This is a genomic window from Aquiflexum lacus (assembly GCF_015476655.1).
GTDB lineage: Bacteria > Bacteroidota > Bacteroidia > Cytophagales > Cyclobacteriaceae > Aquiflexum > Aquiflexum lacus.
Genome location: NZ_JABFHF010000006.1, coordinates 84,779 through 106,799 on the forward strand (window position 1 = coordinate 84,779; position 22,021 = coordinate 106,799).

18 protein-coding genes are annotated in these 22,021 nt (G+C 37.6%); 8 read left to right on the top strand and 10 right to left on the bottom strand.

Going from position 1 to position 22,021, the window contains the following annotated elements:
* Positions 1-5: 5 nt before the first annotated feature.
* Positions 6-2,951, top strand: a complete 2,946-nt coding sequence (locus tag HMJ38_RS07690; RefSeq protein ID WP_194973792.1) for a PAS domain S-box protein — start codon at positions 6-8, stop codon at positions 2,949-2,951.
* 4 nt (positions 2,952-2,955) lie between these two features.
* Here the strand turns inward: HMJ38_RS07690 and HMJ38_RS07695 are convergent, their stop codons facing one another.
* Complete coding sequence (locus tag HMJ38_RS07695; RefSeq protein WP_194973793.1) at positions 2,956-3,903, bottom strand: tetratricopeptide repeat protein; 948 nt, start codon at positions 3,901-3,903, stop codon at positions 2,956-2,958.
* Positions 3,875-4,960: an AI-2E family transporter gene (locus HMJ38_RS07700; protein ID WP_194973794.1), complete on the bottom strand. Its 1,086-nt coding sequence runs from the start codon at positions 4,958-4,960 to the stop codon at positions 3,875-3,877. Before HMJ38_RS07700 ends, HMJ38_RS07695 begins: the two co-directional genes overlap by 29 nt.
* Before the next feature lie 194 nt (positions 4,961-5,154).
* Between HMJ38_RS07700 and HMJ38_RS07705 the strand changes: the two genes are divergently transcribed.
* Both HMJ38_RS07705 and HMJ38_RS07710 read left to right on the top strand, forming a co-directional pair.
* Positions 5,155-6,147, top strand: coding sequence for a cation diffusion facilitator family transporter (locus tag HMJ38_RS07705; RefSeq protein ID WP_194973795.1), 993 nt, complete (start codon positions 5,155-5,157; stop codon positions 6,145-6,147).
* 378 nt (positions 6,148-6,525) lie between these two features.
* Positions 6,526-7,962, top strand: coding sequence for an amidohydrolase (locus tag HMJ38_RS07710; RefSeq protein WP_194973796.1), 1,437 nt, complete (start codon positions 6,526-6,528; stop codon positions 7,960-7,962).
* A 139-nt stretch (positions 7,963-8,101) separates the two neighbouring features.
* On the opposite strand, the gene HMJ38_RS07715 is transcribed toward HMJ38_RS07710, so the two are convergent.
* Both HMJ38_RS07715 and HMJ38_RS07720 read right to left on the bottom strand, forming a co-directional pair.
* A complete protein-coding gene (locus HMJ38_RS07715) occupies positions 8,102-10,129 on the bottom strand; it encodes a M3 family metallopeptidase (RefSeq protein WP_194973797.1) in 2,028 nt (675 codons plus the stop codon).
* Positions 10,130-10,244: 115 nt separating this feature from the next.
* Positions 10,245-10,895, bottom strand: coding sequence for a sulfate ABC transporter permease (locus HMJ38_RS07720; protein WP_194973798.1), 651 nt, complete (start codon positions 10,893-10,895; stop codon positions 10,245-10,247).
* A gap of 76 nt (positions 10,896-10,971) precedes the next feature.
* Here HMJ38_RS07720 and HMJ38_RS07725 point away from each other — a divergent pair, with 76 nt between their 5' ends.
* From HMJ38_RS07725 to HMJ38_RS07745, 5 genes are all read left to right on the top strand, one after another.
* Entirely contained in the window at positions 10,972-12,165 is a 1,194-nt protein-coding gene (locus HMJ38_RS07725; protein WP_194973799.1) for a tetratricopeptide repeat protein, read from the top strand.
* A 209-nt stretch (positions 12,166-12,374) separates the two neighbouring features.
* A complete protein-coding gene (locus HMJ38_RS07730; protein WP_194973800.1) occupies positions 12,375-12,857 on the top strand; it encodes an Lrp/AsnC family transcriptional regulator in 483 nt (160 codons plus the stop codon).
* Between the two features lie 57 nt (positions 12,858-12,914).
* Positions 12,915-13,454, top strand: coding sequence for an NUDIX domain-containing protein (locus HMJ38_RS07735; RefSeq protein ID WP_194973801.1), 540 nt, complete (start codon positions 12,915-12,917; stop codon positions 13,452-13,454).
* Positions 13,455-13,475: 21 nt separating this feature from the next.
* Positions 13,476-14,843: an MATE family efflux transporter gene (locus HMJ38_RS07740; protein WP_194973802.1), complete on the top strand. Its 1,368-nt coding sequence runs from the start codon at positions 13,476-13,478 to the stop codon at positions 14,841-14,843.
* A gap of 57 nt (positions 14,844-14,900) precedes the next feature.
* Positions 14,901-16,253 carry a M24 family metallopeptidase gene (locus HMJ38_RS07745; protein ID WP_194973803.1) on the top strand — a complete coding sequence of 451 codons (1,353 nt, stop codon included), beginning with the start codon at positions 14,901-14,903 and terminating at the stop codon, positions 16,251-16,253.
* Position 16,254: 1 nt separating this feature from the next.
* Here the strand turns inward: HMJ38_RS07745 and HMJ38_RS07750 are convergent, their stop codons facing one another.
* The 6 genes from HMJ38_RS07750 to HMJ38_RS07775 form a co-directional block, all read right to left on the bottom strand.
* Positions 16,255-16,989, bottom strand: coding sequence for a lysoplasmalogenase family protein (locus tag HMJ38_RS07750; RefSeq protein ID WP_194973804.1), 735 nt, complete (start codon positions 16,987-16,989; stop codon positions 16,255-16,257).
* Positions 16,990-17,166: 177 nt separating this feature from the next.
* Positions 17,167-18,348 (bottom strand): MFS transporter, encoded by a 1,182-nt coding sequence (locus HMJ38_RS07755; RefSeq protein WP_194973805.1) that lies wholly within the window; start codon positions 18,346-18,348, stop codon positions 17,167-17,169.
* Between the two features lie 62 nt (positions 18,349-18,410).
* Positions 18,411-19,515, bottom strand: a protein-coding gene (gene prfB / locus HMJ38_RS07760) for a peptide chain release factor 2 (protein WP_194973806.1) whose coding sequence is annotated in 2 segments (ribosomal slippage) — positions 18,411-19,454 and positions 19,456-19,515 — 1,104 coding nt in all. Because the reading frame shifts where the segments join, the coding sequence is not laid out codon by codon here.
* A gap of 63 nt (positions 19,516-19,578) precedes the next feature.
* Positions 19,579-19,977, bottom strand: coding sequence for a hypothetical protein (locus HMJ38_RS07765; RefSeq protein ID WP_228779942.1), 399 nt, complete (start codon positions 19,975-19,977; stop codon positions 19,579-19,581).
* A gap of 399 nt (positions 19,978-20,376) precedes the next feature.
* Entirely contained in the window at positions 20,377-21,444 is a 1,068-nt protein-coding gene (locus HMJ38_RS07770) for a branched-chain amino acid aminotransferase (protein WP_194973808.1), read from the bottom strand.
* A 1-nt stretch (position 21,445) separates the two neighbouring features.
* Positions 21,446-21,997, bottom strand: a complete 552-nt coding sequence (locus HMJ38_RS07775; protein ID WP_194973809.1) for a cob(I)yrinic acid a,c-diamide adenosyltransferase — start codon at positions 21,995-21,997, stop codon at positions 21,446-21,448.
* Positions 21,998-22,021 lie beyond the last annotated feature (24 nt).

The following is a 22,021-nucleotide window of genomic DNA, read 5'->3' on the forward strand; positions in this document are numbered from 1 at the left end:
TTCTGATGAAAGAAAGAGGTATCAATAATACATTCAAAAAGATCATATATGAATCATCTGAGATGGTTTTTTTGGCTGATGATACTTATCCCTATAATATTTTTTACACCAATGTTGCTTTTGATAAAGGGATTGGCCAATTCATGGAAGAAAAGACCTTGGTCAACTTGGGACTTGATATCAATTCCTACATTTTCAATGAAGAATTGATCATTGATTTTCAAGAAAGAGAGTTTGTTTTCAACTTGGAGTTGCCACAGGAAAACGGTTCCAATTATTTCCTTTTTTACAAAGGAAAGGAATTGAAAAGTAAAGGCATGCCTTCAAAAAAGGATACTCACCAATTTCTTAAAAACTGGAATGACGTTATTGGAATCGGGCAGGAAAATTTTCTTTCTTGGGTCAGTGAGTCTGTTGAGTCCTTGTTGGGATACTCTCAGGAGGAAGTCACCAATGTGGAATTATGTCAGTTTTTCCATTCGGAAGACCTGGAAAAAGCGCAAAAGCTAATTCAGGATGTAAAGGAAGGAACCCATCAAAGTCAATTTAAAGCCAGAATGCTCCATAAAGGAGGCGATTATATTTGGATGAATTGGCAGGTAAATTTTATTGAAGGCAAATTTTACATCATCGGCAGAGATATCAGTTCAGAGCAATTGGCAATTGTAGATCGAGAATGGAAACACGAGCTGTTCAAACTTGGAGAAAAAGTTTCAAAATCAGGTGTTTGGGAAATTTCCTTACCCGAAAACACAATCTATTGGAGTGAAGAATTATACGCTATCCATGAAATAGATCAACCTACTTTTTTCACCATAGACCAGACCATCCTTTATTTTCTACCTGAATATAGAGTTCAGATACAAAAAGCCATGACAGAACTGATGGCAATAGGAAATGGCTTTGACCTCAAAGCTAAAATTAGGACCCAGAAGGGAAGTGAAAAATGGGTAAGGATTTTGGGAAAAGCGCTTTTCAAAGACAATGAAGTCAGTAAAGCGTATGGGACTTTTCAGGATATCTCAGATGAATACAATATTCTAAACGAGTTGGGTCTTTTCAAAGAAATGTTTGACCTATCACCAGAAGCTATTTTGGTAACTGACGTTTCCGGAAAAATCATTTTTACAAATCAGGAGGCTGACCAAAAACTTGATATTTCCCACGCTAAAAATAGTGGGGCATTGATAAGTGATTTTGATACCAACTTCATCGAGGACTCAGCTTGGGTAGCCCATGTTTCCCATTTGACTAATGAAAGAAGCAAGATTTATCAGAGTGCATTTAAGAAATCGAACGGAAATGAATATCAGGCAGAAGTAAATTGTAACCTTATAGAAATTCAGGGTAAAAAGTATATTATATCCTTTGTCAGAGATATATCCGATAGGATTGTTTTGGAAAAATCCCTGCAGGAATCTTCAGATTTTTTACTTCACTTGACTGAACAGGTGCCTGGTGCGCTTTATCAGTTTGTTTTGGATAAAGACGGTGAGATGACTTTTTCTTATCTAAGTCCGGGTATCAAGGATTTGTTGGGTGTAAGAGAGGATGAATTCAACAACATGAAAAATATCGGTCAGGCTATCAATAAAGTCCATCCTGAAGATATTGCACAGGTTTTGACTTCAACAGTTGCATCTGCAAGGACATTAAAGCCATGGACCTGTCAGTTTAGGTTAGTTGAGCCAATCAATGGCGGATATAAGTGGGTCTTGGGCGCTGCCAAACCTGAACTTCTGGAGAATGGTGACGTGGTTTGGTATGGATATCTTACAGATATATCCGAACAGAAGCGATTTGAGAATAATCTGAAGAATGCCAGGGAACAGGCAGAAAGAGCAAGTCAGATCAAATCCGAATTTTTGTCAATGATCAGCCACGAACTGAGAACACCATTGAATGCAATTTCAGGATCAGTATACTCGCTGCTACAGGACGATCATACTTCCATTCAAGCCTCAGCACTGAATACGATCAACTTCGCAGTGGACAATTTGATCATCATGATCAACGACCTGTTGGATTATCAAAAAATCGAAGCCGGTAAATTGACGTTGGAAAACAATCCCATGAATCTCAAAAATGTAGTGAGCCAAGTCATCAATGGACTTGAATTTCATGCCAAAGACAGCAGGAATAAGCTTACCCTTCACATGCTTGAAGAGTTAAACATTGATGTCAAAGGAGATAAAGTCAGGCTGGCACAGGTGTTAAACAACTTGATCACCAACGCACTCAAATTCACCAATAATGGAAGGGTTGATGTTACTTTGAAATTAAAGGAAAGCAGAGATGGTAAAGCTAAGGTGTATTTTGAAGTCAAGGATACTGGCATAGGAATAGCCAAAGAACATCAGGCCAGAATATTTGACCAATTTGACCAAATACAACATTCATTCAGCAAAAAATATGGCGGAACAGGCCTAGGACTTTCCATCACTAAAAAATTGCTGGAACAAATGGACGCTAAAATTAGTATAGATTCTGAATTAGGAGTTGGTTCGGTATTTTACTTTGAAGTTGAGTTTGAAAAAATCGGCAAAGTCTCTGCCCCGATTACTACCTCTCTGATACCCGCCGAAACGTCCCTAAGAAAGGTCAAACTCCTGATGGCTGAGGACAATGATGTCAATGCCTTGGTTCTGGGAAAGATCATCAAAAAATGGGGGCTAGATTACGACAGGGTGTTCAATGGCCAAGAGGCCGTAGAAGCTGTTTCCAAAAATAATTATGATTGTGTTTTGATGGATATTCAAATGCCTGTAATGGATGGTTTTGAAGCTACTTCTATCATTAAAACAATTTCAAAAGTTCCAGTTCTAGCACTGTCAGCTGCTGCTAAACAAGATCTTTTGGAAAAAATTGAGGAGTGCGGGTTTTCAGGGTATGTTTCCAAACCAATTGATGCCTCTGAACTTTTGAAGAAAATAAAAGAAGTTGTTGGATAATCATTTAAAGGTTATTTGTTTTTTCCAGGTAATCCTTTACCAATTCCATATCAGGGTCCTTTTCAAATACCTCTGTCAAATACCTTAAAGCAAGCTCTTTTTCATTTTTGAAATAATGATAAATCCCTTTATTTCTAAATGCAAAAAGATTTTTAGGATTTTGTTTTAGACTGTAATTGATGTCTTCAAGTCCTTTTTCAAGTTCATTTTCAAATATTAGATACAGACCTCTATTGTTGTAAAAATAAGCTTGATTTGAATTCAGAGCGATAGCTTTGTTGATCATTGTCAAGGCTATATCTAATTCTCCTCGGTCAAATGCAATCATTGATCTCAAATTAAAGATATTGGCTTCAGTTGGATCTAATTTTTCGGCTTTTTTAAGTCCAACTTCAGCTTTTTCAAAATCTTTGAGATAGTAGAAAATCGTTGCCTGATTTACCAATACTTCGGGGTTGTCAGGAAACAGCTCTAGCGCTTTCTCAAAAGAAGTCAAGGATTCCTGATAATTTTTGATTTGCTCCAAGACCAATCCTTCTAAAAAATGACTTCTCCAACTTTCAGGATTATTTCTAATCAAGGTCTTGCTATCCTCCAAAGCTTTATAAAACTCGCCATTGTCCATGTATGTCACTCCTCGCTGAAAAAGAGCAAGCGTATCGACGGGATTGGTTCTTAATATGGAAGAGAAGTCTGAAATGGCATTTTCAAGTCTATTGAGTTGATACATGACCAAACCACGATTGAATAGCGCATCCCTGAAATCAGGATCTATTTTAAGCGCTTCCCCATAGAAGTCAATGGCAGACTTGGTGTCGTTTTCTTTTAATTTTTCATTGCCTTTCAGCAAATACCTTTCTTTTTTGGTATCCGGACTATCGCAGGAAATCAACAAGATGTTCCATATCAGAATAATTATCCAGTTATGTGGGATCAGTTTCTTTTTCAACATTGGGTTTTTCTTCACCTAACAACAAAGCAAACGGCAAAGTGGATTCACTGAGTTCAAATATTTTTCTTAATACTGCTAAAGTGGGTATTATCAAGATCATTCCGATCACTCCCCATATGGAAGCACCAATCAACAGTCCCACAAAAGTAACAAAGGCATTAAGATTTACATTGCTCCCAACAATCTTTGGGGTCAGAAAATTACTTTCTATCATTTGAATGATCTGAAAGGAAATCACTACGCCTATGGGATAAAAAAGACTGTCTTTGGTAAGAAAGGCAAAAATCGTAGGTAGAACAGCTCCTAAAAATGGCCCCAAATATGGAATAATATTCAGTAATGCAGCAAAGACAGCAAAGAAAATGGCGTGTTTTATTCCAAGACTAAACAAGACAATTGTATTCATTATGGCTAATATGGCCATTACCTTTATGATTCCGATTATATAACTCTGAACAACCTTTCTCAAAATCCTTATTTCCAGTTTTATTTTTTCGTTTTCATGGTTCTGAAATAGGGATGCAATAAATACTGTCAGGTGGTCTCTGTAAAGAAGAAAAAAGAAAATAAAGACGGGTAAAAGTACTACACTTGCTAGAGAACCTAACGTGCCAAGAAGGAATTCGGCCAGGCTAGAGCTATTGGATTGTAAAAGATTTATCAGGTAACTCTGGTCAATCCCTTGCCCAATACCAGTTTCAATTTTAAGGTTTTCAATCATGAAACTATCTATTTGTTCAAGGTAGTTGTTGAGGGTTTCTCCTACATTCCCAAGGTCTTGACTAAAACTTGCGACCTGTAAGACCACAAACGTAAATATGCCAAGGATTATGATTATGCCAGAAAAAAGTGCAATTGTTGTACTTAGGATTCTTGAAATTCTCTTCCTCTCCATCCAATTGCCAATTGGAGTCAATAATATTGAAATCAAACCGGCAAGGAATAAAGGGACAAATATACTTCTGCCAATAATTAGAATAAAGATGATGATTATGATAAGGAGTAGAACAAAAAGCGCTTTGAGGTAGGCGGGTAGTTGTAAATTATTTGATTCCATGTTCCTTTAAAAATTGAAATTTAAATAAAGATAGCTTTCGTTTATTGTTGGTTAATCTGGATTGAGTAGGGGATATGCTTTGTGTGAAATAAGCTTTTTGGAGATTTCATTTCAAATAAATTTAGTCCTTTAATTTAATGACAAAAGAGGTTTAATAAAATTAGTTCTATTTTTGAGAGATTAAAAATAAAATAGTGGAAAGAGAAAAATCGAATTGGATTAGGGTTTCATTTATTGTCAGTGTAGGGTTACTGATAGTGAAATTCTATTCTTTTTATATTACAAATTCGATGGCAATTCTTACAGATGCGCTGGAAAGTATTGTAAATGTGGTAGCTGCCGGTTTTGCTACCTATAGCATATACCTGAGCTCAAGACCAAGAGATGATAATCACCCATATGGGCATGGTAAAATTGAGTTTTTCAGTGCGGGAGTTGAAGGTACCCTGATTATTCTAGCAGGGGTTTTTATTTTTTATCAATCTATCTATAATTTGTTTTTCCCTAGTGAATTGGAAAAATTGATTGAGGGTGTCTTATTAGTGACATTCGCAGGTTCGGTAAATGGGGTTCTTGGATTTTTTTTACAGAGAAAAGGAAAAGAACTAAACAGTCTGACACTCGAGGCAAGTGGAAAGCACTTGATAACAGATACCTTGACAAGTTTTCTTTTGGTTTTAGGCGTTTTGATTATTTACCTGACCGGATATATGTTTTTGGATTCGTTGATTGCCATTTTGTTTTCTTTTTATATCATGTATTCCGGGTATGGCTTAGTCAGAAGGTCTGTTGGAGGGCTTATGGATGAAGCTGATCCGAAAGCAGTAGAATCAACGGTTAATGTCATTAATCAAAACAGGAAAAATGTATGGATTGATATTCATAATATGCGGGTTCAGCAATATGGGGGGGACAGGCATATTGACCTTCATCTGACATTGCCTTATTATTATGACTTAAAACAGGTACATGAAGAAGTAGAGCAGCTTGAGAAAGTATTAGAGGATGATTGGAAGGGAGATATGGAAGTATTTGTTCATTCGGATCCATGTATTCCCGAAAAGTGCTGCCATTATTGCCAAATCAAGGATTGCCCTGTGAGAAAAGTGCCATTTAATAAGAAAATAGAATGGACAGCCTTGAATATGTCGAAGAATCAGAAACATTATCATGAACTTCATGGATAATAATGTTTTTCCAAAGATTATTTTTTTCAAATTATTTTCAGATATTTGACAAAATACAAAAAACTTAGTATATTCGTTAAAAAAAAGCCATGAACGAGGACAAACAATTTCGGATACTGCTAGCGGTAACATCCGTAGTATGGTTGATTCTTGTTGGGGTCCTCATTGTGATCTGACAAGAAATCAAAGGATTAAGCTGTTCCTTAAACAGCAATTGCTTTTCAAATGGATTAAGGAGTTTAAAAAGGGATATGTCTTGACATGTCCTTTTTTTATTTAATTGGTCAAAGAAGATATTTTCTGTTTTATTTTAAACTTCCAAAGCTTATTTTTAGAAATACATTTTAATTAAAACTTTCAATCTTAAATTTTAATCCAATGAAACAATTATTACTAGGACTTTTTGGTGTCATGTTCTGCCTTCAGGTATGGGGGCAGGAAACTTCCCATGATGCATTTATCACAAAAAATTTAGATGCCAATACCGAAAGGTTTTCCAAAGCTGCCCGCGAGATATGGGAAAATCCCGAATTGGGGTTTTTGGAATTTACCAGTTCCCAAGTCCTGATAGAGGAATTAAAAGCTTCGGGTTTTAATGTAGAAACAGGAGTGGCAGGCATGCCAACAGCTTTTGTTGCTACTTATGACAAAGGAGGCCCTGTAATTGGTTTTTTGGCGGAATATGATGCTTTGCCTGGATTGTCACAGGATGCAGTTCCCTACAGATCAGTGATAGTAGAAGGTGGAAGTGGTCATGGTTGCGGACATAACTTGTTTGGAACAGCGGTCGTGGCATCAGGCGTAGCCCTCAAGGAATGGATTGACGCAAACAATATCCAAGCTACCATCAAAATATTTGGTACGCCTGCAGAAGAAAGTGGTGGAGGCAAGGTTTACATGGCACGTGATGGCATATTCAATGGTGTAGATGCTGTTATCAATTGGCATCCTTCTGATAGAAATGCGGCAAATGCCTCTAGTTGCAATGCTGTAATCGGAGGAAGGTTTAAATTTCATGGAGAAACTGCACATGCAGCAGCCTCCCCACAAAGGGGAAGGTCTGCACTTGATGCAGTGGAAGCCATGAATATGATGGTCAACATGATGCGTGAACATGTGGATCAGGAAAGCAGAATCCATTATATTATTTCAAGTGGTGGTTTGGCGCCAAACGTAGTACCTGACTTTGCGGAAGTACAATATATGATCAGACATCCTGACATTACAGAACTTAAAGATATGTGGGACAGAATAGGAAAGGCTGCTGAAGGGGCTGCAATGGGTACAGGTACAAAGGTTGATATTGAACTCGCCTCAGGGTTGTATGGTCTATTACCCAATGAGACTTTGGCAAAAGTAATGCATAAAAATCTTTCCTTATTGGGTGGATTGGAGTACAATCAAGAAGAAATTGAGTTTGCAAGGGAAATTCAAAAAACTTTTAATTCTAAAAACATCCCTCCCATAGAATCAGCCAAAAATATAGAACCCTACCGGGTCAATTTCTTCCCGGCTTCCACAGATGTGGGTGATGTAAGTTATGTCGTTCCTACAGTAGGATTGGGAACCGCAACTTGGGTTCCTGGAACTGCTGCCCATACCTGGCAGGCAGTAGCTGCTGATGGTATGAGTATTGGATTCAAAGGGATGATGTTAGCTGCTAAAACAATGGCGCTTACAGGTAAAGATCTCATTTTAAATCCTCTATTGATCAAAGAAGCAACCAAGGAATTTAATGAACGCATGGGAGATGTGAAGTATGAAGCACTTGTTGGTGACAAACAAGTACCCCTTGATTATAATGTGAAAAATTGATCTTTTGATCCAAATCTAAAAAAGGATGGTTGAAAAGCCATCCTTTTTTATTACCCTTGATCTTTATTCCAAATAAGATTATCGGTGCTCAATTAATCACACTATTAAAATGCGAGAGTAATTTTAATGAGCATTTTATCTAAATTAGCCCAGCTCTTTTTAACAGTGCCTCTGGTTTTGGTTCCCTCCCCCGGAATCTTCTGTACAGGATTGATGGGTGAACCCTACCACCCGCGGAAAGGATATTTTCCATAAATGAAGTTGCTGTTTCTTGATCAAAAATTCCTTTCTCCAAAAACAATTCAAATGCATCTGCGTCTAAGACCTCGGCCCATTTGTAGCTGTAATACCCTGCCGCATATCCTCCTTGGAAAATGTGTGAAAAGGAAGTACTCATCAAAGTGCCTGATACTTCAGGTAAAAGATTGGTTGCTTCCATCACTTCCTTTTCAAATATTGAAATATCCTGTATCAGGGATGGTTCTGTGCTGTGATAAGCCATGTCAAGCATCCCCAAACTGATCTGTCTTACGGTTTGGTAGCCTTGATGAAAATTTGAAGCGTTTTTTATTTTCTTGATCAAGTCCTCCGAAATCGGTTCACCCGATTCGTAATGTTTGGCAAATAGATCCAAACACTCTTTTTCGTAACACCAATTTTCAAATATCTGAGAAGGTAACTCCACAAAATCCCAATAAACACTGGTACCCGATAAGGACTCATAGGTGCCCTTTGCCAACATACCATGAAGGGCGTGTCCGAATTCATGAAAAAGAGTGGTCACCTCATTAAAAGTCAATAATGAGGGTTTGGTCTTGGTAGGTTTGGTAAAGTTGCAAACAATAGAAACATGAGGTCTTTTATCTTTGCCATCTATGACTTTTTGACCACGAAAACTTGTCATCCATGCTCCATTTCTTTTGCCCGCGCGTGGGAAAAAGTCTGCATAGAAAACCGAAATATGATTTCCTTTTCTGTCCCTGACCTCATAGGCGTTCACTTCAGGGTGATAAACAGGGATGTCTTTGTTGATGACAAATTTCAACCCATACAGTTTCTCAGCTGTGGTAAAAACGCCCTCAATAACATTTTCAAGTTTGAAAAAAGGACGTAGCAATTCGTCATCTACTTCATACTTTTGTTTTTTGAGTTTTTCTGAATAATAGCTAAAATCCCATCTTTCAAGCTGATCCAAATTATCCAAATCTTTGGCAAATTGTGCTAACTCCTCTACTTCTTTTTGGGCTTTGGGTTTTGATTTTTGTAAAAGGTTGGATAAAAAATCAATCACTTCGGGTCCACTTTTGGCCATTCTTTCTTCCAATACAAAATCAGAAAAATTCTTGTAGCCCAGTAAAGCAGCCCTTTCTGTTTTCAATCTGATCATATCCTTGATATGTTGCTGATTGTCCAATTGATCCCCTTTACTGCATTTGGTATTGTATGCAATGAAAATCTCTCTTCTCAAAGCCCGGCTATCTGCGTACATCATAAAGGGGATGTAGCTGGGGTAAGCCAAGGTAAACACCCATTTTCCTACCTTCCCCTTTTCTTCAGCTGTTTGTACAGCAGCTTCAATGACAGCGTCGGGCAGTCCGGATAGGTCGGCTTCATTTTCAATGATCAATTCATATTGATTGGTTTCTGCAAGTACATTTTCGCCGAACTTTAGTCCAATTTGGGAGAGTTCTTTATCGATTTCCCTCAGCCTATTTTTTTTGGTTTGATCTAATTGTGCGCCATTTCTAACAAATGCCTTATGGGTTTTCTCCAATAAGGTTTCTTGTTCTTCATCTAATTTCAATTGATCTTTTTGGGTATAAATTAGTTTGATACGATCAAATAATTCCTCATCAAGCAATACATCGTTGCTATGGGCAGTTAGTAAGGGGGAAATTTCCCTGGCCAAAACCTGTATTTCATCATTCGTTTCTGCTGAGTTTAGGTTAAAAAAAATAGCTGATACTACGTTTAGTCTGTCTCCTGCTCGATCCAATGCTGCAATGGTGTTTTCAAAACTTGGAAGCGGTTCGCTTTTGATTGCTTCGATATCATTTTTTGCAGATATTATTGCATCTTGTATAGCAGGAAGAAAATGCTCATTTTTAATGAGGTGAAAAGGAGGGGTGTCAAATGGGGTATTGAATTTTTCCAATAATGGATTCATAGGTATATTTTTTAATTAATCTGAAAATCTCTTCGATTCCGACAAAGTTAACCAACTTTTGAGGTTTTTGGGAAAAGCCATTGGTTAATAAAACTTAAAGGGATCGTTTTGCAAATCAGGATTTGTAGACCATAATGTAGAATCCTAGCCATAATAAAAGACAGAAGACATAACTAAAAAGAACTACTATTGTTGATTCAGATATACTTCTTCTACTGATGGTATGAAAGCCTAGAATCAGAATATAAATATAAAGTAATTCAAATAGGTTGATAGTTTGAAGTGGATAGATATATTTTGCAGCAATCGAGTCTTGATCAACCAAATTGAATAAGGAAAGTGGATAGAAGTTTTTGACTTCCATATAGGTGTTAGAATCAGATGGTTGGATAAAATATAATAATTTGATCAACTCAGGAAAAACAAAAATCACTTCTGCCACAAGGATAAATTGCCATAGTTTAACAAAAGAAGTTTTATATCCAAAAGCAAAGCCACCGGTCCAAATCACAAAGGCTATCACAGTGAATTTCCAGAGTAAAGCAAAAGGCGTCCATAAATAATTTAATGCGTTAAAGATGTGGAAGATGGTAAAGCTACCTTCAGTTTCTAATTGTTCATACCCGGGAATGCTTTGAAGTATGAGGTCGTTGGTCACATAGCGGATCAACAAAAATAAAATTACAAGAATCAGAAAAAACAGCCTCTTGTCGAAATCTATTGCATCCTGTATACGTTGAGAGATTGAATTTGATGGAATCGTCATACAATAAAATAAATATTGCCAAATCTAAACGATTGTTTGGAATTGGATATAATTTTGAAGAAAATTTAGAATAAGAATGCGGACATTACTAATATTATTTGGTTTTTTATTGGTTAGTACCATTACAGTGGCACAAGCTCAGGAAAATCCCTTGGAGAAAATCGGATTTGAAGAACCTACCTATCTCTTGCTGGATAAGAGCCTTCAGTTCAGAATTACTGAGAATATAAATGCCCTCTATAATTTTGATTTTGCAACGGCTGAACGTGGTTTCAAGGTGCTTCTTTATCAATATCCCGAGCATCCTTTGCCTTATTTTTTGATAGGGCTAAGTACATGGTGGAAAATAGCTCCGGATATAGAAAACAAAAGGATGGATGATCTATTCATCAGTCAGATGGATGTAGTGATTGACAAAGCAAAAGAGATGCTTGATGATGATCCCGAAAATAAAGAAGCTGCGTTTTTTTTAGCAGGTGCTTATGGATTTCAAGGGAGGCTTCTCAGTGAAAGAAAGAGTTGGACCAGAGCCACATTTGCGGGGAAAAATGCGCTCAAATATCTCAATTTGAGCAGAGGTGAAGAGGAACTTAATCCGGAGCTTTTGTTGGGGGATGCATTATTCAATTACTTTTCTGTCTGGATTCCTGAGAATTACCCAATCTTAAAACCTGTCGTAGCCCTATTTCCAAAAGGAGATAAGGATTTAGGTTTAAAGCAATTGGAAGATGTAGCCCAAAATGCTTTTTATGCCAGGATAGAAGCACAGTATTTTTTATTTAGATTATATGCTTCGGATGAAAAGCAACCCTATAAAGCACTGGCTATAACTGATTACCTACATTCCAAATTTCCAAACAATCCATATTTCCATCGCTCTTATGCCAGACATTTGTATACAGTAGGAAGAATTACGGAGTCAAAGGAACAGTCCGAGGAAATATTGAGAAGAATCGACGAAAATTGGACAGGGTACGAATCCAATTCAGGGAGGTATGCAGCTTTTTACATAGCCCAATTTTATGATAGGATTAATGAAAAACAAGAAGCGAAAAAATATTATCTTAAAACCTTGTCCTATGGTGTTGAATCCGAAAGTCAGGAAAGCGGATATTATTTATTTTCATTGATAGCTTTGGGCAAGATGGCCAATGAGGAGAATAATAAAGCCCAAGCCAAGGAATATTTTAAAGAAGTAAAAAAATATGCCAAAAGAAAACACCCTGCTCATGTCGAAGCTAGAGATTATATCAAAAAGAATAAACTTTAATTAAAATTTCTCGTTTCAAAGGGTTAAAATCAGGAGATAATTTGAAAAAATTCAATAAGATAAAAATAATTCAATGTTAAAATTCTGAAAAGTAGTCAATCAGATAACAATATTTTGAATTCAGCCGCGTTTTTTGTGGGTAATTGTTTTAAAACAATATCAAATTATATTAACTTTGCACAACATAATATTTTGAAAATTCTTCAATCATGGATAATAGCATTAAAGTGAAATTCGATAAAATAGACCGCAAGATCCTAGAGATCCTACAAGGAAACGCCAAAATCACCAACGCCCAACTTTCAAAGGATATTGGACTTTCTCCTGCCCCTACATTGGAACGTGTTAAGAAGTTGGAGCAATCCGGAATCATTAAAAGCTACCATGCTAAATTAGACCCTGAAAAAATCGGTCTTGGAGTGAGCACTTTTGTACTGGTAAGCCTAATTGGTCATAACAAAGGGAATATCGATGCTTTTATGAAAGAAATCAACGATATACAGGAAGTTATTGAATGCCACCACATTACAGGTACAGGTGACTTTATCCTTAAGATAATTGCTAAAGACATCACTGCTTATCAAAAGTTGATGCTTGAAAAGGTGAGTGAAATTAAAGAAGTGGATTCAATGCAATCTATGGTGATTCTTTCTACATTTAAGGATAGCAAAATACTGCCGATCCCTGCATAAATTAAAAATTTAAATTCAGAAGGGTGGCCAAAAGTCACCCTTTTTTTATGTCCAACTATGGAAAACCCTTGGAAAACCAAATCAATTAAGGTGATATATGACAACCCTTGGATCAAACTCGAGGAGCATCAGGTAGTGATTCCTTCTGGAAAAGATGGGATATATGGCAAAGTGATTTTTAAAAATAGAGCATTGGGAATAATCCCGATTGATGATGAAGGCAATACTTGGTTAATAGGACAATACAGATACACATTGGATGAGTTTTCTTGGGAAATCCCCATGGGAGGAGGCCCACTGGAAATTGATATTTTGGAATCTGCAAAGCGGGAATTAAAGGAAGAGGCAGGCCTTGTAGCCGAAAAGTGGACCAATATCCTCAGGATTCATACATCCAATTCAGTGACAGATGAAGAGGGATTTGTTTTTCTGGCGGAGGGTCTGATTGAAGGAGAAACTGAATTTGAAGAAACAGAGCAATTACATGTGATAAAACTCCCGCTTCAAGAGGCCGTCCAAAAAGTACTAGATGGTGAGATTACTGATGCAATCTCTATTGCAGGCTTATTAAAAGTAGCCAAACTGAAGAATATTTGATCATTCTGGATAGGGTAGGTAATGACAATTGCTGAGTTTAAAGATAATTTCTCGAAAACCACCTCATTGGCAGTGCCTGTAATGCTCAGTCAATTGGGGCAAGTATTGGTAGGTGTTGCTGACAGTATGATGGTGGGCAGGTTGGGAGCAGAACCTTTGGCGGCAGCTTCGCTGGCAAATAGTATATTCTATGTGGCGTTGATGTTTGGTATAGGGGTTTCTATGGCAATCACACCTTTGGTGGCTATGGAAGATGGAAAGCGCAACGCTGGGAAAATTTCGAGACTGTTCAACCACGGGTTTGTCATCAATATGGCAACGGGTACAATCTTGTTTCTTGTGATCGTTTTGGCTTCCCCCTTATTGAAACATTTAAATCAACCTGAGGAAGTGGTGGTCCAAGCCATACCTTACCTTGCAATCATAACTTTTTCATTGCTGCCCTTTATGTTTTTCCAAACATTCAAGCAGCTGGCAGAAGGGCTTTCCCAAACCAAGCAGGCCATGTATATCACGCTATTCTGCAATGGAATAAACGTTTTTCTAAATTGGGTTTTTATATATGGAAATATGGGATTCCCCGCAATGGGACTGAATGGTGCAGGTTGGGCAACGCTGATTTCGAGGATTTTGATGGGAGCCATTATCGTTTATTATGTTTGGAATTCCAAAAGGTATAAACCATTTTCATTGGGCTTGGGTATAAAAAAATTGAGTTTTCCGATGATTGCAAGAATGCTGAAAATCGGTGTACCCACAGGTTTTCAGTTTATTTTTGAAGTGGGTGCCTTCAGTGCTGCCGCAATTATGATGGGATGGATCAGTGTCAATGCCCTCGCAGCCCATCAGATAGCCATCAATCTTGCATCAGTAAGTTATATGATGGCCTCAGGGCTTTCCATAGCGGCAATGGTCAGAGTGGGAAACCAATTGGGTAGAAATGATATTAAATCTCTCAGGGAGGCCGGTTTCACTGTTTTTGTGATGGTAGCATTGTTCATGAGTATCTCTGCAATAATTTTTATAGTTTTCAGAGAGTTTTTACCTTCACTTTATATTGACGATATCGAAGTAATCAAAATGAGTGCAACCCTACTCATCATTGCAGGTTTATTTCAATTATCCGATGGGATACAAGTGGTAGGACTTGGAGCTTTGAGGGGTATGGCGGATGTAAGGGTCCCGACAATTGTCACTTTGATAGCATATTGGGTAATTGGTTTGCCTTTGGGATATGTTTTTGGATTCGTTATGGGAATGCAGGAAGTGGGGATTTGGTATGGTTTACTCATCGGTTTGACCGTTACAGGTATTCTGCTTTTATTCCGATTCCATAGATTAAGTTCAAGGCTTTTGCGTGAAAAGAATTCAAAAATCCCATCAGTATAGTTTGGTTTTTTATTTATAGGGATTCTTTCTATTTTCCGATCATTAAATCAAAAAAACATGAAAAAAATATTTGCCTTAGCTGCCATTCTCTTTTTATTTTCCCAAGTTTCCTTTTCTCAAGGCCTCCATGTTTTGTCCCAAAAGGAGCAAGCCAAAGTGATTGATCAATGGCTGGAAGAAAGGATAAATACAATATTACCTTCTCTGATGGACAGGGCCGATATTGACATGTGGGTCATTATTTCAAGGGAATACAATGAAGATCCGGTAATTAGAACCTTTTTGCCCGCCACATGGCATGCGGCAAGAAGAAGAACCATGTTAGTCATTTATAAAGCGCCAAACAGTCAATCGGTGGAAACTTTGGCTGTTGCAAGATATGACGTTGGGAAATCATTCAAAAAAGCTTGGGATCCCGAAACCCAACCTGATCAGTGGAAAAGATTGGCAGATTTGATTGTTGAAAAAAACCCAAAGAAAATAGGTCTAAATATCGCAAAGGATTATGGGCACGCTGACGGTTTAAATGTTACCGAATACAATACCTTCTTAGAATACCTGCCTGAAAATTATCACGCTAAGGTTACTTCTGCACAAAGCTTGGCAGTGGGATGGTTGGAGACCAGAACTCCTTCCGAAATGGCTTCATACCGGCATATTCAAAGTATAGCAAATCAAATCATTGCGGAAGGTTTGTCAGAAAATGTAATCACTCCTGGAGTGACCACTACTGATGATGTGGTATGGTGGTATAGGGAAAGAATTAAGGAATTGAAGCTTGATACTTGGTTTCACCCCTCTGTCGATCTCCAAAGACCTGACCCAAGTTCGCAGGAACATTTGAGGTCATTTGCCGTCAAAGCAGATTCTGAAGTGATCATGCCCGGTGATATTCTGCATATGGATTTTGGAATTACCTATTTGAGGTTGAATACGGATACGCAGCAATTGGCATATGTACTCAAACCCGGTGAAGATGATGTGCCCCAATACCTTAAGGATGCGATGAAAGTAGGAAACAGGCTTCAGGATATTCTAACATCCCAATTTGTAACCGGAAGAACCGGTAATCAAATTTTGCGGGAAACAAGAAAAATCATGGATTCAGAAGGGATTAAGGGGAGCATTTATTCACACCCGCTGGGAACCCACGGACATGCCTCAGGACCAACTATCGGAATGTGGGATAACCAAGGAGATACCAAAGGTGCAGGTGACTATCCCTTATATCCCAATACAGTTTATGCCATTGAGTTGAATGCAGTTGTATTTGTAAAAGAGTGGAACAAAGATGTAAGAATCATGCTAGAGGAAGGGGCCTATTATGATGGTCAAAAAGTTACCTATCTTAATGGTAGACAGCTTGAGTATCTTACTATTCCAAGGAAAAGCTCCTATTTGAAAAATTAACTCATTTATTGGTTAAGGAAGAATAATATTTCTCAAATTCCTTCTCTGCGGGTATTTCATCTACCTGGATCAGTATGCCTTTGATGATCATAAAATGCCCAAGAGAATAGAGAAGAGTAATGAGGGCAATAAGGAACTTGTTTTCTCCATACATATCAAAGCCTGTGATGATGTCACTGATGTAAAAACAAGATACACCGATCATGACCCTTATGTGGCTGGCTTTGGGTACGAAGAATCTTCTGTTCATGGCCAATATTAGGGTTACTGACCCGATCATAGCGTAAATCAAACTGGCGATTATAAATTCTCCTGTCAATGGAAGAACAGTTATAGATGAAATTAAAACTAAAAAAAATGCCAATACTTCTGGCCACCTTCTAGAAAGGGGTGGCTGAGAGGTATGTTTTTTGATGGTTGCAGAATAATAAAATAATAACCCGTAGCAAGACTGTGCTGCTATAAACGTACAGATACCAATGGTATTAAAGAGCGATTTTTCAACAGGAATAGAGAATAAGATATCTCCCAAGAAAGCAAAAAGTGTAGCTATAAGCATCAGAGGAATTAATGGATGAAAACTTTTTTTGAATTTTCCAATAAGCCCGAAAATCAATACCGGAACAATGAATATATTGAGAATATAAGCATTTGAATATCCCCAAACAATGGATATCACCGAAAGAGACACAACCAAAAAATAGATTACAGTCAATCTACTATTCCAAGCTAGCATTAGAGTCTACAATTAAATGGATTTAAAAGTAAATGAATAACTCAAAATAAAACATAATTTTTTCGTAAATTTTTGATTAAAAAAATAATTATTAACTTGAATGACAAATTTTTATACTAAAACCACATGTATTTTTATATTTTATATAATATCATTAAAAAATTGAATTTTAATAAATTAAATCTTTAAAACTGGGATTTCTTTATTTTTTGGAATTGTCAAAAGGAAGAGAAAAGCCAAAATAGAAGTTACAGCACCGAGGGAAAAAACCAAAGTAAAATTGTTGGCATTATTGGCAAAAACAAATCCTGACACCAAAGCTCCAATCCCTATTCCTGCCTCCAAGGCAATGTACATGGTAGCTAAAGCCCTGCCCCTGAACGCATCCAAAGAAAGGTCAATAGTCCAAGCTGAAATGGTTGGAGAATTCATACCTACAGAGCAGCCGAACACTACCCCTCCCAACAGAAAGACACCTTTACTCTCTGCAAAAGCAATGATGATCATTGATAAGGCCATCGATAAGGTGGCCGCCTTCATGACAGGAATTCTACCATATTTATCCGAAGTACGCCCTGCAATGATTCTGATACCCAATGAGGAAAGGGTAAAAACAGCAAAGAATAAACCTTTATTTTCTATTCCCAAGTGAGTGGAAAAATCAGGGATGATCGTCAAGATTACCCCAAAAGAAAACACAGTTAAAAAAAGTACCAAAGAAGGGTTTAGTACTCTTTTCTCAATAATTTCATAACGGTGCAATTTCAATAATCTGGGATGAAACGTTTCTTTGTCCTTGACGGTCTCTTTTAGTCTGATCAAAACAAGAATAGATAAAACTGCTGTGAAAGCGGAAATATAGAATAATAGATTTATGCCCCAAATAATACTGATATATCCACCCAATGCAGGTCCTGCGGCCATTCCCAAAGAACCAAATAATGATTGTAAGCCCATAGCTTCCCCTCTTCTGTTGAATGGAACAATATCGGCAACATAGGCTGAGATACCTGTCGGGGTAAAACCTGTCGAAAATCCGTGGACAAACCTCAATAATAAAAAACCAGCTACCCCTGTAATCACAGGATACAATAGACTCACCAACAAACAAACCAAGGCCCCAAATATCATTACAGGGATTCTCCCTATCTTATCTGCAAGTTTTCCACTGAAAGGTCTTGATAATCCTGCCGACAAGGTGAATAGCGCAATAATCAAACCTTTGTAGTCTTCCCCACCGAGTGAACTTAAGTAGGAGGGGAGTTCTGGGATAATCATGTTGAAACTTGCAAAAAACAAAAATGAGCTGGTACAGAGCAAGAAAAAATCCAGCGTAAAAAAGGGTGGAAGGATTCGCATAATATGGTTTTTATAAAATTAACCTTTCAAAGCAGATCAGCTTTGAAAGGTTAATTTTGGGATTATTCATCCTTATTGACTTCTTCTTCACTTTGCGCAAGAAGAAAAGCTTTGATGAATTCATTTAATTCACCGTCCAATACACTTTGCGTATCTGAGGTTTCATATCCGGTTCGAGCATCCTTGACCAATTTATAAGGATGCAGGACATAATTACGGATTTGGGAACCAAAATCTATCTTCATCTTTCCGGATTCGATTTTTGCCCTTTCGGCATTTCTCTTTTCCATCTCCAACTGATAGAGTCTTGATTTCAACATCTGCATGGCCTTTTCACGGTTAGCCAATTGAGATCTTTCAATTTGACATACCACCACGATTCCTGAAGGTTTATGGGTAAGTTGTACCTTGGTTTCAACTTTGTTTACATTTTGACCTCCGGCGCCTCCTGATCTGGATGTATGTAATTCAACGTCACCGGGATTGATCTCGATCTCAATGGTGTCATCTACCACCGGATAGGCATATACTGAGGCAAATGAGGTATGTCTTCTACCATTACTATCAAAGGGAGAAATCCTAACCAATCTATGGACACCAATTTCTGACTTCAAAAAGCCATATGCCAAAGGTCCATCAAATTCCAAAGTCACGGATTTGATTCCAGCGACTTCTCCTTCCTGCAGGTCAACTTCACGGACTTTGTACCCATTCTTCTCTCCCCACATGATATACATACGCATTAGAATGGAAGCCCAATCATTGCTTTCCGTACCTCCTGCACCTGGATTGATTTCGAGCATGGCACTCAATTGATCTTCCTCATTGCTGAGCATTTTTTTAAGCTCAAGTTCTTCTAAGGCTTTCAAAGTCTTATTGTAATCGGCTTTCATTTCTTCTTCAGAAACTTCATCCTCAGCATAAAAATCAAAAAGAACTTCAAGGTCTTGAAGTGAGGTTTCAACTTTTTCGTATGCGTTGGTCCAGCTTTTTTTCAATTGGATATGCTTCATGCTTTTCTCCGCTTCTTCTGGATCATTCCAAAAGTCAGGTTGCGCAGAAACTGCCTCCAAATCTTCTATTTCGGCTATTTTCTTATCGTAGTCAAAGATACCTCCTCAAAGCCGAAACACGGGCTCTCAAGTCTTTCAACTGGTCTGATGTCATAATTTATTTAGTTAATTTGAGGTGCAAAAGTCGTGAAAAATATACTTTAAACCTATTTTCTTTTCAATCTCCGTAAAGTATTACCAGTTGTATTTTATTCTTTCCCTCATGCTTAAATTCCTTGTATTGAAGTTTGGAAAATAAAAATCCTGCACCGAATAAGCCTGCTGATAATCCAAAACTGTTGCTCGTCTGTGAAAGGTCTCCATAATGATAGAGGCTATTGATGATTCCACCTGTGAAAAATATCAAACCCGCACCCATGCCCAAAAAGGAAAGATTTTTCAAGGTGGCATTTCTGGGGTCTTTGTTTTTGATATATACCGCTGTAATGTCTTTTGGCTGCAATATATTTTCAGACAATACAATGATGTCGTTTCTGATATCTACAATAATGTCTGTAATGTAAAAGTCATAAGTAGTAGTTTTGTACGTGAATTCGTGGCCAATTTCAAATTTCAATCTTGTTTTTTGATTGGATCCTTTTTGTAATAAGATAAATTTTTGGCCAAAACCATCAGTAGAGAGCAAGACCAAAAACAAAAAACTTAGAACTAAGTGTCTTGAATTTAAATAGGACTTTTGCTTCATAATTAGAATGGGTCTTGTGAATGACAAGCATATGTCAAGTACCTCATTTTTCTATGAATCGGTAGAAGTCGGAGGTGAGATGACTGAAATTTCGACGTGGACAAATTAAATTGTGGATTGTCAAAAGCTACTGAATCAATATGAATCCTATTTGAGATTCATATTATGTTTTTTTATGGAAAAAGACCAACCATGAGGGTTGGTCTTTTGCATCATTTCAAATTTCTACCAGTGGATTGCTCTTGGGAGTGCTCCTAGAGTAGTTCTGATTTATAACTTGATAATCCAATTATGGTTATCATTTACTTTACCATATTTTATATTGTCCAAAGTTCTCAGCACTTGAAGGGAGAATGAATCAACAGGTTTTTGAGGTAATTCAAATTCAACCCCATTTACATAAATCTTGGCAATATGGGCTATAGTGGCGGCAGTACCTGTACCAAATGCTTCCTGAATACTCCCAGTTTGCAATGCTGTTTCCAATTCCTCAACCGTTAAAAACCTTTCTTCAACCACATATCCCATTTCTTTAGCTAAGGTAAGCACAGAGTCCCGTGTGATACCTTTTAAAATAGTGCCTGTGTGTGTCGGGGCTGTTATCAATACATTGTTGATCATAAACATCAAGTTCATCGTGCCACTTTCTTCGATGTTTTGATGGGTTTTGCTGTCTGTCCAGATTAATTGATCATATCCTTCCTTTTGAGCCAGGAGTGCAGGATATAGAGAACCTGCATAATTCCCGGCAGCTTTGGCTGCACCGGTACCGCCTTCAGCAGCACGGGTGTATTTTTGTTCTACCTTGACTGTCACTGGCTTAGCATAATAATGACCCACCGGACAGGTGAAAATCATAAATTTATAACGCTCAGAAGGTCTAATACCAAGGTAATCGTCTGTAGCAAAAATAAAAGGACGGATATATAAAGAAGATCCGGGCTTATTGGGTATCCATTTTCGGTCAATATCCAATAGTTGCATCAAACCTTCCATGAATAATTCTTCCGGAACTTCGGGAATACACATCCTTTTGGCAGATTCATTCAGTCTTTTTTGGTTGGCATCTGCACGGAACAAGAGAATTTCATCATTTTCGTTTTTGTAGGCCTTCATACCCTCAAAAACAGACTGACCGTAATGTAGCGTTGCATTGGCAGGATTAAGTGCCAAGGGGGCATAGGGTTCGATCCTAAAATCAGTCCATTCTCCATTGAAAAAATCCGCCACAAACATGTGGTCACTTATGGTTTTACCAAATACCAAATTCTCAAAATCAATATCGTCTATTTTTGATTTGGAGGTTTTAGTTATGTCAATTTGTAAGGTTGTTTTCATGTTATTTTGATCTGGGCTTCCAAGTTACTTCCTCTACGTCCAACTCTTTGGCAATCAATCTTCCTAAAACAAAAAGATAATCAGAAAGCCTATTTAAATATTTAACAATGATTTCGTCTACCGATTCGGTTTCCATGAGGGCAATCACACATCTTTCGGTTCTCCTGCATACTGTTCGTGCCAAATGACAAAATGAAACCACCTGATGCCCTCCTGGCAAAATAAAATTTCTCAGCACGGGAAGTTCTTGCTCCATGAGATCAATTTCTTTTTCTAAAAGCTCAAGATCTTCTTCGTGAAGATCAGGTCTTTTCACATTTTCATTACCAGGTTCAGTAGCTAGCGTTGCTCCAATCGTAAAAAGTCGGTCCTGTACCTCTTTTAATAAATCACTTCTTTTTTGATTAATATCCTGATCTTTGAGTAATCCGATAAAACTATTCAGCTCATCTACTGTGCCATAGGCATCAATCCGTGAATTTGATTTGAGAACACGCCTCCCTCCCAACAAAGAGGTGGTACCGGTATCACCGGTTTTGGTATAAATTTTCATGAATTCTCTCCCGATTTTAAAATA